The following is a 13,244-nucleotide window of genomic DNA, read 5'->3' as shown; positions in this document are numbered from 1 at the left end:
AGTCTTTTCGACATAAATCCTTTTATCTACCGGCTTTTTTTGTTAGAATTTTGAGAGCATCCTCTCACGCATATCGTGAATGTGTTGTATTCAGTTTTAATTTGTTATAAAATTAGAATGAGAATAAATTGAGAATAATGATTATTTTGGAGGTATCGATATATGACTGCTTCGACATTAACAATTAAGGACTTGCACGTTGAGATTGAAGGGAAAGAAATCTTAAAGGGTGTAAACCTCGAGATAAAAGGTGGAGAATTCCACGCAGTAATGGGACCAAACGGTACAGGTAAATCAACTTTATCTGCTGCCATTATGGGTCATCCTAAATATGAAGTAACAAAAGGCAGCATTTTGCTTGATGGCGAAGATGTACTTGAAATGGAAGTAGATGAGCGCGCTCAAGCAGGTCTTTTCCTTGCGATGCAATACCCATCTGAAATTAGTGGTGTGACAAATGCGGACTTCCTTCGTTCTGCTATTAACGCTCGCAGAGAAGAAGGCGATGAAATCTCTCTAATGAAATTCATCCGAAAAATGGACGAAAACATGGAATTCCTTGAAATGGACCCAGACATGGCGCAGCGCTACCTAAACGAAGGTTTCTCAGGCGGGGAGAAAAAACGCAACGAAATTCTTCAATTAATGATGATTGAACCAAAAATTGCGATCCTTGACGAAATCGATTCTGGTCTTGATATCGATGCGTTGAAAGTGGTTTCTAAAGGGATTAACAGATTGCGCGGCGAAAGCTTCGGCTGCTTAATGATCACTCACTATCAGCGTCTACTGAACTACATCACACCAGATCACGTTCATGTCATGATGCAAGGACGTATCGTGAAATCTGGCGGACCAGAGCTTGCACAACGTCTAGAAGCAGAAGGCTATGACTGGATTAAAAAAGAGTTAGGAATTGAAGACGAAACTGTTGGTCAAGAAGCGTAAGCGTTAGGAGGATTATTGATGACATTAGAAACGAAATTATCAGTAGATCAAGATTATGTCAAAAGCTTCTCCGAGAAGCATCAGGAACCGGCATGGATGAGTTCCCTTCGCTTACAGGCTCTTGAAAAAGCAGAAGACCTTCCAATGCCAAAGCCTGACAAAACGAATATTTCTAAATGGAATTTAACCAATTTCAAACAGCATACAGTCGAAAGTGCGCCATTTGGATCATTAGAAGAGCTTCCTGAAGAAGTGAAATCTCTCATTGATTTAGAGGACGCGGATAAGACAGTCTACATTCAGCGTGATCAAACGCCAGCATACTTGTCCCTTTCAACGGAAGCGAAAGACAAAGGCGTGATCTTCACTGATCTTCATACAGCGCTTCGCGAACATGGAGATCTAGTGCAGAAATACTTCATGACTGATGCAGTGAAAGTAGATGAGCATAAACTAACCGCTTTACATGCTGCTTTAGTGAATGGTGGAGCTTTCCTCTATGTACCAAAAAATGTAGAACTTGAAGCGCCAATTCAAGCCATCTACCTGCATGAAAATGACGACACGACTTTGTTCAACCATGTCATCGTCGTAGCAGACGATCATAGTGCAGTCACATATGTAGAAAACTATATTAGTACAGCAAAACCTGAAGAAGCAATCTTCAATATCGTGTCCGAAGTGTTCACGGGAGCTAATGCCCGCGTCACTTACGGTGCAGTAGATAACCTTTCAGAAGGTGTCACAGTCTATGTGAACAGACGCGGTATGGCAAATGGCCGTGACAGTAAAATCGAATGGGCGCTTGGCTTGATGAATGATGGAGACGTCGTGTCTGAAAACATCACAAAGCTTATGGGCGACGGGACATTCGGTGATACAAAATCAGTTGTTGTCGGCCGCGGGAATCAAACGGAAAACTTTACAACAAGCATCATCCACTTCGGTAAAAACTCTGAAGGGTATATCTTGAAGCATGGTGTGATGAAGGATCAAGCATCCTCTATCTTTAACGGAATTGGTAAAATCGAGCATGGCGCAACGAAGTCAAATGCCGAGCAGGAATCACGTGTTCTCATGCTGAGTGAGAAAGCACGCGGTGACGCAAACCCGATTCTATTAATTGATGAAGATGATGTAACAGCAGGGCATGCTGCTTCTGTTGGACGTGTCGATCCAATTCAACTGTATTACCTCATGAGCCGCGGGATTTCCAAAGAAGATGCAGAAAGACTTGTGATTTATGGCTTCTTAAATCCAGTCGTCAAAGAACTGCCGATTGAAGGAGTTAAAAAGCAGCTCGTTTCTGTGATTGAAAGGAAAGTAAAATAATGAATATCAAAGACGTTCGTGAGCAGTTTCCAATCCTTCATCAGCAAGTGAACGGACATGATTTGGTGTATTTGGACAGTGCGGCGACTTCTCAAAAACCAAGAGTGGTCATTGATGCAATGAATGAGTATTACCGGTCTTACAACTCGAACGTCCACCGGGGTGTTCATACCCTTGGAACAAAAGCAACGGACGCATACGAGGGTGCCAGAGAGAAAGTTCGTGCATTCATCCGTGCTTCATCTGTCCAGGAGATTATTTTTACTAGAGGTACAACAACCGCACTGAATACAGTGGCGATTAGCTATGCCAGAGCAAACCTCAAAGAAGGCGATGAGATTGTCATTACGCACATGGAGCATCATGCGAATATCATCCCTTGGCAGCAAGCGGCAAAAGCAACTGGCGCCACATTGAAATATATTCCGTTACAGGAAGACGGCACGCTATCGCTTGAAGATGTGAAGCAAACGATCACACATCAAACGAAAATCGTCGCTGTCACACATGTCTCAAACGTACTAGGAACCATCAACCCGATTAAAGAAATCGCCAAAATTGCACACGATCATGGTGCCATTATTGTCGTCGATGGTGCGCAAAGCACGCCGCACATGCAAATTGATGTTCAAGATCTAGATTGTGACTTTTTCGCATTCTCTGGGCATAAAATGTGTGGACCGACTGGCATTGGTGTGCTTTACGGGAAGAAGGACCTTTTGAATAATATGGAGCCTGCTGAGTTTGGTGGTGAAATGATCGACTTTGTGGATCTGTATGATTCCACTTGGAAAGAGCTCCCGTGGAAATTTGAAGCGGGAACACCGATTATTGCCGGAGCAGTTGGACTAGGAAAAGCGATTGATTTCTTAAATGAAATCGGTATGGAGGAAGTCAGCCGTTACGAGCATCAGCTTGCCACTTACGCGCTTGAGCGCTTTAAGGAGCTTGAAGGTGCGACTGTTTATGGACCGCAGCACCGGGCTGGGCTTGTGACGTTTAACTTAGACGACGTCCATCCGCATGATGCGTCAACTGTTCTGGATACAGAAGGTGTCGCCATTCGTGCTGGACATCACTGTGCACAGCCGCTCATGAAATGGCTTGGTGTATCAGCGACTGCAAGAGCAAGCTTCTATCTGTACAATACAGAAGAAGAGATTGACGAGTTCATTGCAGCGCTCCGTAAGACAAAGGAGTATTTTACGAATGTCTTTTAATGTAAACTTAGACACACTGTACAGACAAGTGATTATGGATCATTATAAAAATCCGAGAAACAAAGGTGTGTTAAACGACAGTATTGTCGTCGATATGAACAACCCAACGTGTGGTGACCGCATTCGTCTCACGATGAAAATCGAAGACGAAAAGGTCATGGATGCGAAATTTGAAGGAGAAGGATGCTCGATTTCAATGGCATCTGCCTCTATGATGACGCAGGCGATTAAAGGGAAAGATATTGAAACAGCTTTGAAAATGTCTCAGATTTTCTCCGATATGATGCTAGGAAAAGAATACGACGATTCCATTGATCTTGGTGACATTGAGGCGCTGCAGGGAGTGGCAAAATTCCCAGCCCGCATCAAATGTGCAACATTATCCTGGAAGGCGCTTGAAAAAGGCGCATCTGCCGAAGATAACGGCAAATCATAAGATTGGAGTGAAAATGGATGGCTAAAAAAATGCCAGATGTTGGTGAATATAAATACGGCTTTTCTGATAAAGACGTTTCCATTTTCCGTTCAGAGCGCGGACTGACAAAAGAGATCGTTGAAGAAATTTCTCGTATGAAAGAAGAGCCTCAGTGGATGCTCGACTTCCGTTTGAAATCTCTTGAGCTCTTTTACAACATGCCGATGCCACAATGGGGCGGAGATTTAAATGCATTAAACTTTGATGAAATTACGTACTACGTAAAGCCATCAGAGCGCTCTGAGCGTTCTTGGGATGAAGTACCAGAAGAAATCAAAGAAACCTTTGATAAGCTTGGGATCCCAGAAGCAGAGCAAAAGTACTTAGCAGGTGTATCTGCTCAGTATGAATCTGAAGTTGTGTATCACAACATGAAGCAAGACCTTGAAGATCTAGGCATTGTGTTTAAAGATACAGACAGCGCATTAAAAGAGAACGAAGACATCTTCCGTGAGCACTGGGCAAAAGTCATTCCTCCGACTGACAACAAATTTGCTGCGCTTAACTCGGCTGTATGGTCTGGTGGTTCATTTATCTACGTACCAAAGGGCGTCAAAGTAGATACACCACTTCAAGCATACTTCCGTATCAACTCTGAAAACATGGGTCAGTTCGAGCGTACACTTATCATCGTTGATGAAGGCGCACATGTGCATTACGTAGAAGGCTGTACAGCACCAGTTTACACAACAAACTCACTTCACAGTGCGGTTGTTGAAATCGTCGTGAAAAAAGGCGGCTACTGCCGTTATACAACGATTCAAAACTGGGCAAACAACGTCTTCAACCTTGTCACAAAACGTACAGTATGTGAAGAGAATGCGACAATGGAATGGATTGATGGAAACATCGGTTCTAAGCTGACAATGAAATACCCAGCGGTCATCCTAAAAGGTGAGGGCGCTCGTGGTATGACATTAAGTATTGCCCTAGCAGGTAAAGGTCAGCACCAAGATGCAGGTGCAAAAATGATTCACCTTGCACCAAACACATCTTCAACGATCGTATCGAAATCGATTTCCAAACAAGGCGGTAAAGTCACATACCGCGGAATCGTTCACTTCGGACGTAAAGCAGAGGGTGCACGCTCAAACATCGAGTGTGACACACTCATCATGGATAACAAATCAACATCTGATACGATCCCTTACAATGAAATCTTAAACGACAACATTTCATTAGAGCACGAAGCGAAGGTATCAAAAGTATCAGAAGAGCAGCTATTCTACTTGATGAGCCGCGGAATTTCTGAAGAAGAAGCAACAGAAATGATCGTCATGGGCTTCATCGAGCCATTCACAAAAGAACTGCCAATGGAATACGCCGTTGAAATGAACCGTTTGATTAAGTTCGAGATGGAAGGTAGTATAGGTTAACCGTTGATATACCGGGGATTAAAGGTGTTTAGGCATTACATTTTTATCAAGCACCCACAAAACACCCACAAAATTTAATTATTTAACATACCGCAGATACATTTCCATTGCTTGGTCTTCAATTTTTTTTGTGACATGGAAATACGTATCTGCGGTTGTTTTTATGCTAATATGTCCTAACCACCGTTCCGATACATATTTAATATTCATGCCTGCTTCTAAAAGGTGTATAGTGTGAGCTGAAACTAGCCAAGATAGTTCACCCGCTGCTTTTACTTTCAATTCTTTAAGAGTATTTGTTCGTTTTCTTGTTTTAAAAACGCATAAGTAAACTATATGAAGTCTCTATATATCACAGTCCAAACCACAGCAAACAAAGCCAAAGAAGCAGACGCAGCAAGTCACTCAGTTTTCGTAAACTGATTTAGTACAGGTTTAAGCTGGCACTCTACTGTGAATGAGAATGTCATTTATCAGCGTTTACCACTAAACGAAAATGAATGGCATGTAGGGAATGACAGAGGAACGGGCTACATGAAGTCGATCGGCATGGAACTTTGGGATATTAATTTCCGAAATATGGTTTAAAATGCTTAATTGTTGATTCGCAGTTAACGCAGGAGTAAGGTATTTCACTTTCAAACATTACCGAGTGTTAAACAAATAAAATCAGCACCATCCAAAATAGAAACTTCCAAGCCTGCTAAATAGTCAACTGGTATTTTAAAAGTTATAAAGCCTCTAAAAAAAGATCAGCACTAAAAGCCGTACAACAAACTTTCGCTACTGCATACTACTACCCTAATAAAAACAACAGTAGTGATGGCTATTCAAATTTGATTAAATGTTTCAGGATGTTACATGGGTTTGTAGTAGACGGCATATGTTGTCCAAGACAAGATCAATGTTAGAAAGATTGTTGAAATAGTAGACCCCTCTAAAGAGGGGTCTTGCTGTCGAGAAAATCGACAGTTTTTTTTTATTGGTCAGCTTGACTTTTTTTATATTTTTTTATTGCAAACATTGTAAATCCTATTAAAAATAAAGCTGGTATACCATAAACAAATGCTTTGTATACAATATCTCCCACTGCCACTCAATAACCCCCAAGTGATCTTAGTAGTAAGTGTTGCCCTGTGCCTTAGCTTTATTTTTACCTACGATAAGTGAAACACTTCGTGTTATACTGCCTATTCCTCCGCCGATAACCAATGTAGCTGAAAGTCTAGCTTCTGCTTTTTTGAAATCAGTTTCTTTCTTTCTGATGATTCTCATCTTTGGATTACTGTAACTACCCGTTACTGTCCAAATATTCCATTTTCCAGCACTAGTGATTGATCCAAATCCACCCTGAATAAGTGAATAGTTGGCTTTAAAACTCAATGAAAATGTACCACTATTATTGTAATAAATTTTCCTTCCAGAGCAGTTAACATAACCTGATCCACCTTGGCACTTTCCCTTCTCAATGCCTACACCTGCAACAGAGAAACCGGGTTCATCAACAGCCGATTGGGAATAGGATCCATCTGCAAAAATGTAAGTTATTTCATAACCGTCACCTGTTTCTTTTTTAATAGTATTAACAGCTTTTTCTTCTGGTAAAACAAAAGAATCCAAGGCTTCTCCTTTAGCAAGCTTCTTCAATAGCTTATCCTGAGTCTCAGAAGATACTACTCCTTCAATCTCCATGTTTTGCTTCACTTTATCTAGTTGCTCCTTAGTAAAACCAATTTGGTCTTTGGAACTATTGTTTTGAGTTTCTTGGGCAGATACTTGTTGTGGTAAAGATAAACCAATTGTCGTAAAAATAACCACAAATAAAAGAACCAATTTTTTCATTTTTCCCTCTCCCTTAACAATTCTTGTTTTCCTAGAATTTATACCTTCACAACCAACTCTCTAATCAGATTGCAATAAGTCTATAAGCACACCTCCCTAAGACAAATATTAACATGTAAAATATGAAAAAATAAATGTTTTTATACTTAAATGGTAAAATGTTACTACATTATTTGGGATAAATTAATTATAAAGTTCCTTCAGATATTTTTTTGATTTGTAAAGAATACAATTAATTTTTTATCGAAGTTATATAATAATAGAACGCTTGTTCTTATATGGGTGGTTTGCCTGTCTTATTATATTTTTGTTTTGAAAGAACATAGCTTACATCCCGCTAGGTGAGTAAAACGCATCAAAGGCTTTAGACAAATCGTCAGCTGCAGATGTCAAGATCGTTTCTTCTTCTAAAATCGCTGTTCCTTGTGCCCGGACAATATGAAATTGTTGAAAACCCATCAAGTTTTGGAATATTTCCTTTAGATAATAATATGAAAATTCCAGTGGTGTGTACCGATCGTTATTTGTGAAAATTGAGCCGCTTGCTTGAAGCAAAAGTACACGATAATCATCAGTCATCAGACCAACTGAACCATCTTCTGTATACTTAAACGTTTTTCTAGCAATCAAAATATTATCTATATAATCTTTCATACGTGACGTCACATTAAAATTATGAACAGGTGATACAATCACGATTCGATGATGTGCTTTGAATTGAGCCAATAAAGCAGATGAAGCAGCAGCGATTTTTTCTTCGGTAGCTGTTAATGTTTGTTCAGATGCTTGCTTATCCCAAATACGTAGCAGTTGGTCTTTTTCGATACGAGGAATTTCTGTTTCATGTAAAGGTAAAATTGTTGGTTCTTGATGAGGGAATCTTTCTTTAAACTGTTCTAAAAATAGTGTTTGCAGTTTGTTTGAATAACTTTCTCGATGAGTGAAATCAGGGTGCGCATTAATGATTAATGTTTGCATATACATGCTCCTTTTCTTTTGATAAACTGAGTATAAAATATAAAGGTGACAAAACATGTCACCTTTTTTAAAAGGAAATTCATATGAAAAAATCAGAACGATTAAACCAAGAGCTTATTTTTTTAAGTGATAAATACTCATTTCAGTTAAAGGATTTAGAAACCGAATTTGGCATATCGAAACGTACGGCTTTGAGAGATATGGAAGAGCTAGAGTACATGGGTTTAGCTTTTTATGTTGAACCTGGCAGACATGGAGGATATCGACTGGTGAAACAATCTCCAATGGTCCCTATTTATTTCAATACCGATGAAGTTCAAGCTATTTTTTTCGCGCTTAAAGCGCTAGACCTGGTGTCAGCAACACCATTTAAAAAGTCCTACTCACAAATTCGGCAAAAGCTGTTTGCCACAATGTCTGATGAGAGAAAACAAATGATCACAGAGACTTTGGATGTGATTCATTACTATAATGTTGCACCAGTTAGTGAACAAAATCATTTGGAATTGATTTTACAGGCGATGATGGAAGATCAAATCGTGAAGATGACGTACACGCAATATGAAAATAAAAGGATCAGGCTGCAATTTCTTGAGTTGTTTTATCGAAATGGGATTTGGTTCACCAAAGCATATGATGTTCAAAATAAAAAGTTGGCCATCTATAGATGTGACTTTATGAAGGACTTGATCATTGAAGAAGAAGGCAGAGGCACCTTTACGAAGGAAGAATTAAAAGAATTGCAGCTCAAGTACGAAAAAACTTATCATGATATCTCATTTAAATGTCGTTTAACAGAACAAGGAAAAGAAAAGTTTTTGAAGAATCATTACCCGAATATGAGATTGGAGATCATTGATGATACTCCATATATTGTAGGTGGGTACAACCAAGAAGAATTATCGTATATGACTCACTATTTGATCTCATTTGGGAAACATGTGAAAATTGAATACCCAGATGAATTAAAAGAGAGTTATTTGACTCAATTACAAGAAATGATTGAGCAGTATTGAAAGTGAACGGATTGTCTCTGAATTACAAACTTAACATATTAAAAAAGGCGAACTGTAGCCATTCGCCTTTTTTCTTTTACTTCGCCGCATGAAATGTATTGGTTTTCGATCTGTCATTGACCTTCCCATACGTCAGCTGACGCCAAATAAATTCCATCGGTCCATACTTAAACCTCTTTAACCAAAACGTACTGAAAAGCACAAGGAAGACATACACGCCAATAGCCATGAAGAACGTACCAGCCGGCTGAAGATGATCGACAAGCCCCACTCCATATTTTAGAAATAGCATGGTTCCAATGATTGAGTGAAGCAAATAACAGGACAGTGACATCCGCCCGACTTTGGTAAATACCATCAAAGCACCTCGCAGCTGAGGAACGTGCAGAAACAGCATCGCAAGTGTACTCATATAAAACATACTGCCAGTTAATCCTCCGTTTTGTTCCAGAGCAGTGGCCATGTTCACCCAGAGTGTATTTTCAAAAGGATTGATCGCTGCTATGATCGTACTGCCTTGTGTGATGAGAAAAGCGATGGTACAAATGATCCAAATGCGATTCCAAATCGTTTTTTTCGCCTCCATGTTTTTGAAAAACTCCATTTTCACAAAATACACACCAAGTAAAAACATGAAGAACATGGAATAGACGATTGAAAATGAGCTGGAAGCCATCGTCACCATATCTGTCCATCGGTCACCAATAGATGCTAAATAAGTCAGACTGTTGTGGCTGGTCAAATCAAAATCGGCAAGGTCCGGCTTGCCCGATGATCCTGTACTGATGGTATTGAGCAGCATCGTGAAAAAGGGTGTGAGCAATTGAATCACAAAGAGTGTGATCAGCCAGTTTCGGATGGTTTTGGCTGTGCGTTTGTAAAAGAAAAGCAATAAAAAGCCAGCAACTGCATAATAGGCCAAAATATCACCAATCCAAACAAAGGTTAAATGCAGAAGGCCAAACCCTAAGAGAATGGTTAACCTGCGGGCAAACAGCTTGTTCGGACTGTCCACCTTTTGGGCAGCTCGATCCATAAAAATCATAAAACCAACCCCGAATAGGAAGGAGAACAACGTAATGAATTTCCCAGAGGCAAACCAATTCACCAAGTTGTGAAAGATATCATTTGATTCCATATCGAATCCCTTCGCCGAATCCACGATCAAAAAGTAATTCACCAGAATAATTCCCATTAAGGCAAATCCCCGTACGATGTCTAAGAAATGAACCCGATCTTTCAAACTCATCGCGTGTGCTACTTTGTTTGCATTCATATCCATGCTCCTTTTCTTGTTATAATAGATGTGATTCGGATCTAATCATTGATCCTTACAATGAATTAATATAAAGACCAATTCTTAACAATTTATGAAGAAGAAAATTTTGGGAAATGAATGTGACAAATTGATGGCAGACCTTCACTTTCATATCCTGTTAAGATTTATACCGTATTCTTTTCACGTTGTTAGATGATATATAGTAAAGACATAAGAAATTCACGTATCATGAGGTGAGAGAGACATGACGCATCGAATATTAATCGTAGAAGATGATCAAGATATTGGAGACCTTTTGCAGGAATCCCTTACACGTGCTGGATATGAGGTGCTGAGAGCGATGAATGGCGAGCAAGCATTGAAACTTGTGAACGATTCACTCGATTTGGTGATTTTGGATGTGATGATGCCCGGTATATCAGGTATCGAAACGTGCCAGCAGATGAGAGCCTCCTCTAACGTCCCGATTCTATTTCTGACAGCCAAATCAAGTACATTCGATAAAACCGAAGGCTTACTCGCCGGCGGGGATGATTATATGACAAAACCTTTTTCACAAGAGGAGCTTCATGCTAGAGTCATTGCACAATTACGCAGGTATACTGTCTATCAGGAAAAGAAGGAACAGGAAGAAACTTTTCTTGTTGGGGGCAAGCTAAGGGTGAGCGAAGAATTTAATGAAGTGTGGAAAGAAAATCAACAACTCAAGCTATCTGATTTAGAATATCGTATGTTGAAGCTGCTCATGAGCAGGCGAAACAAAATCTTTTCAGCCCAAAATATTTATGAGAGCGTGTGGGGACAGCCTTATTTCTATTGTTCCAATAATACGGTGATGGTGCATATTCGAAAGCTACGTGCCAAAATTGAAGATGATCCTGCACGTCCTGTATATATCAAAACAGAATGGGGAAGAGGATACCGATTTGGCACATCGTAAATATACACTAGCTAAAAAGCTGGCACTGCTGATTTTGACTGCTGCGGTGGTAAGCGGTCTTGTTTTTTTGACGCTGCAAAAGATCACCAATGACCTCATTGATGGATACTTGAGTTCGGACGAGTATTACGAGGAGGAGTCAGCCAGGTATATTCAAAAATTCAGCCGCTATGTGTCTGAGAATGAGCTGTCTTCAACAGACCGAAAAGCGTTTGGTGAGTGGGTAAAAAAAGAGAATTACATTAATTTGACCATCTTCAAGGATGAAGTGCTGCAATATGACTCCATCTATTCGGCTGCTGATGAATCGGCGTATGGAAAAGAAAAGGTGACCCAGTACGCTGAGCATCATTCGTATCCAGTTCAGTTTAGCGACGGTGAAGGTCGCGTCATGGTGGATGGTTTCTATTCATCTCGTTACCACGATCTTGCCTTTACACTCGAGCTGCTCGGGGCGACGCTTATTTTTCTCCTCATTGTTCTGCTTGGCATTCGCAAAAGTTTACGCTATCTGCAAACGATTCACCAAGACATTCATATTCTTGAAGGCGGCGAGCTGGACTATGAGATGACGGTAAAAGGGCATGATGAATTAGCGATGATTGCCAAAAGTATTGAGGATCTTCGTAAAGCTTTTCTGGACAAGCTCCAAGCCATTGACGAGCTGCAAGAAGAGAGTCGCAGTCTGGTGACCGAAATGTCACACGATATGAGAACACCGCTGACGTCGCTCATGATGAACCTGGAGTTTGCGAAAAAAGAGGAGGCTGGAGCGGATCCCCGTAAAGATCAATATATAGCAAGTGCTTATGAGAAAGCATTGCAATTGAAAAATCTGTCTGATAATCTGTTTGCCTATTTTCTACTTGATAAAGAACATGAACCTGAGCTTGAGACCGTTGCAGTCAAAGAGGTCATTTACGATCTCTTATCAGATCAGGTGGCGATCTTGCAGCAAGAGACATTCAAGGTTCATCTTTTAGGAGAGCTTCCTGACAGCTATATCAACGTGAATGTCGAGGAACTTGGCCGAGTGTTTGATAATCTGATGTCCAACATACTGAAATACGCCGATCCGAAAAAAGACATCAATCTCACGTTTCTATCCGATCAAGAAATGTTTGAGATCCATGTGAGCAATGCGATAAAAGAGACAAATGACACGCAGGAAAGCACTGGACTTGGTGAACGAAGCATAAAACGAATGATGTCCCGCATGCACGGGCAGTTTGAAAAGATGGAAAAGAACGATGTTTACTACATCGTGCTGCGTTTCTGGCACATCAAAATATAGATGACAAATGAATAACATGGAATGGAGAGACAATCTAATGAAACGATTCAACAACTTCCAAAAGGTACCCGATCTCTTGCAAGGTCTTCTGAATATCTGTCTATTCTTTCTGGCCATTGCATTAAGCGTCCTCTTAATTAGTGAAACTTGGTATATTGTCCAATTCGTCTACAAGAATGTGGTCAACAAAGGAGACAGCTATTATGAAATGCTTGGTGAGCTGCTAATCTTCTTTATGTACTTTGAGTTTATTGCCTTAATTATTAAGTACTTTAAATCAAACTTTCATTTTCCGCTTCGCTATTTTATTTACATTGGCATCACAGCCGTCATCCGTTTGATTATCATCGATCATGAAGAGGCTGTATCGACCTTCTGGTGGGCGCTGACCATTCTAGCCATGACCGTTGCACTCTTTATCGCCAGTAAACGACATGCGGTTCAGGAGCATGAAGAAGTGAAGTGAGGGAAGAAGACGAACGATGACTGTTCGTCTTTTTTCGTGTAAGGGTATTGACGAGGTGAACACTTAGTCGTCATCTGT

General features: G+C 40.3%; 13 protein-coding genes. 10 read left to right on the top strand and 3 right to left on the bottom strand.

Going from position 1 to position 13,244, the window contains the following annotated elements; translation table 11 throughout:
- Positions 1 to 162 precede the first annotated feature (162 nt).
- From sufC to MKY18_RS15005, 6 genes are all read left to right on the top strand, one after another.
- On the top strand, positions 163 to 948 hold the full coding sequence (gene sufC, locus MKY18_RS15030; protein ID WP_044140878.1) for a Fe-S cluster assembly ATPase SufC: 786 nt from the start codon (positions 163 to 165) through the stop codon (positions 946 to 948).
- A gap of 18 nt (positions 949 to 966) precedes the next feature.
- A complete protein-coding gene (gene sufD, locus MKY18_RS15025) occupies positions 967 to 2,280 on the top strand; it encodes a Fe-S cluster assembly protein SufD (RefSeq protein ID WP_268453979.1) in 1,314 nt (437 codons plus the stop codon).
- Positions 2,280 to 3,500, top strand: coding sequence for a cysteine desulfurase (locus tag MKY18_RS15020; protein WP_268453978.1), 1,221 nt, complete (start codon positions 2,280 to 2,282; stop codon positions 3,498 to 3,500). Before sufD ends, MKY18_RS15020 begins: the two co-directional genes overlap by 1 nt.
- On the top strand, positions 3,490 to 3,936 hold the full coding sequence (sufU, locus tag MKY18_RS15015; RefSeq protein ID WP_003212941.1) for a Fe-S cluster assembly sulfur transfer protein SufU: 447 nt from the start codon (positions 3,490 to 3,492) through the stop codon (positions 3,934 to 3,936). The genes MKY18_RS15020 and sufU overlap by 11 nt, the downstream gene beginning before the upstream one ends.
- 17 nt (positions 3,937 to 3,953) lie before the next feature.
- The gene (gene sufB, locus MKY18_RS15010) at positions 3,954 to 5,351 is read left to right on the top strand and encodes a Fe-S cluster assembly protein SufB (RefSeq protein ID WP_003213112.1); all 1,398 of its coding nucleotides are present in this window, start codon (positions 3,954 to 3,956) and stop codon (positions 5,349 to 5,351) included.
- A gap of 453 nt (positions 5,352 to 5,804) precedes the next feature.
- Positions 5,805 to 5,939 (top strand): hypothetical protein, encoded by a 135-nt coding sequence (locus tag MKY18_RS15005; RefSeq protein WP_306461731.1) that lies wholly within the window; start codon positions 5,805 to 5,807, stop codon positions 5,937 to 5,939.
- 528 nt (positions 5,940 to 6,467) lie between these two features.
- On the opposite strand, the gene MKY18_RS15000 is transcribed toward MKY18_RS15005, so the two are convergent.
- The gene (locus tag MKY18_RS15000) at positions 6,468 to 7,193 is read right to left on the bottom strand and encodes a DUF5626 family protein (protein ID WP_137054428.1); all 726 of its coding nucleotides are present in this window, start codon (positions 7,191 to 7,193) and stop codon (positions 6,468 to 6,470) included.
- Between the two features lie 327 nt (positions 7,194 to 7,520).
- Positions 7,521 to 8,171, bottom strand: coding sequence for an NAD(P)H-dependent oxidoreductase (locus MKY18_RS14995; protein WP_268453974.1), 651 nt, complete (start codon positions 8,169 to 8,171; stop codon positions 7,521 to 7,523).
- 83 nt (positions 8,172 to 8,254) lie between these two features.
- Here MKY18_RS14995 and MKY18_RS14990 point away from each other — a divergent pair, with 83 nt between their 5' ends.
- Complete coding sequence (locus MKY18_RS14990) at positions 8,255 to 9,187, top strand: WYL domain-containing protein (RefSeq protein WP_106067268.1); 933 nt, start codon at positions 8,255 to 8,257, stop codon at positions 9,185 to 9,187.
- 76 nt (positions 9,188 to 9,263) lie between these two features.
- On the opposite strand, the gene MKY18_RS14985 is transcribed toward MKY18_RS14990, so the two are convergent.
- Complete coding sequence (locus MKY18_RS14985) at positions 9,264 to 10,463, bottom strand: DUF418 domain-containing protein (RefSeq protein WP_065098064.1); 1,200 nt, start codon at positions 10,461 to 10,463, stop codon at positions 9,264 to 9,266.
- Positions 10,464 to 10,710: 247 nt separating this feature from the next.
- On the opposite strand from MKY18_RS14985, the gene MKY18_RS14980 reads away from it, so the two are divergent.
- Genes MKY18_RS14980 through psiE form a run of 3 tightly spaced genes read left to right on the top strand, consistent with a single transcriptional unit; the run spans position 10,711 to position 13,166 of the window.
- On the top strand, positions 10,711 to 11,406 hold the full coding sequence (locus MKY18_RS14980) for a response regulator transcription factor (RefSeq protein WP_065098065.1): 696 nt from the start codon (positions 10,711 to 10,713) through the stop codon (positions 11,404 to 11,406).
- On the top strand, positions 11,393 to 12,700 hold the full coding sequence (locus MKY18_RS14975) for a HAMP domain-containing sensor histidine kinase (RefSeq protein ID WP_044140871.1): 1,308 nt from the start codon (positions 11,393 to 11,395) through the stop codon (positions 12,698 to 12,700). Before MKY18_RS14980 ends, MKY18_RS14975 begins: the two co-directional genes overlap by 14 nt.
- Positions 12,701 to 12,737: 37 nt before the next feature.
- On the top strand, positions 12,738 to 13,166 hold the full coding sequence (psiE, locus tag MKY18_RS14970; protein ID WP_065098066.1) for a phosphate-starvation-inducible protein PsiE: 429 nt from the start codon (positions 12,738 to 12,740) through the stop codon (positions 13,164 to 13,166).
- The last annotated feature ends 78 nt before the right edge of the window (positions 13,167 to 13,244 follow it).

Source organism: Bacillus sp. FSL R7-0672, assembly GCF_038601465.1.
GTDB lineage: Bacteria > Bacillota > Bacilli > Bacillales > Bacillaceae > Bacillus > Bacillus pumilus.
Note: the sequence above shows the minus strand (reverse complement) of the source record. Positions and strands in the feature narration are given on the sequence as shown.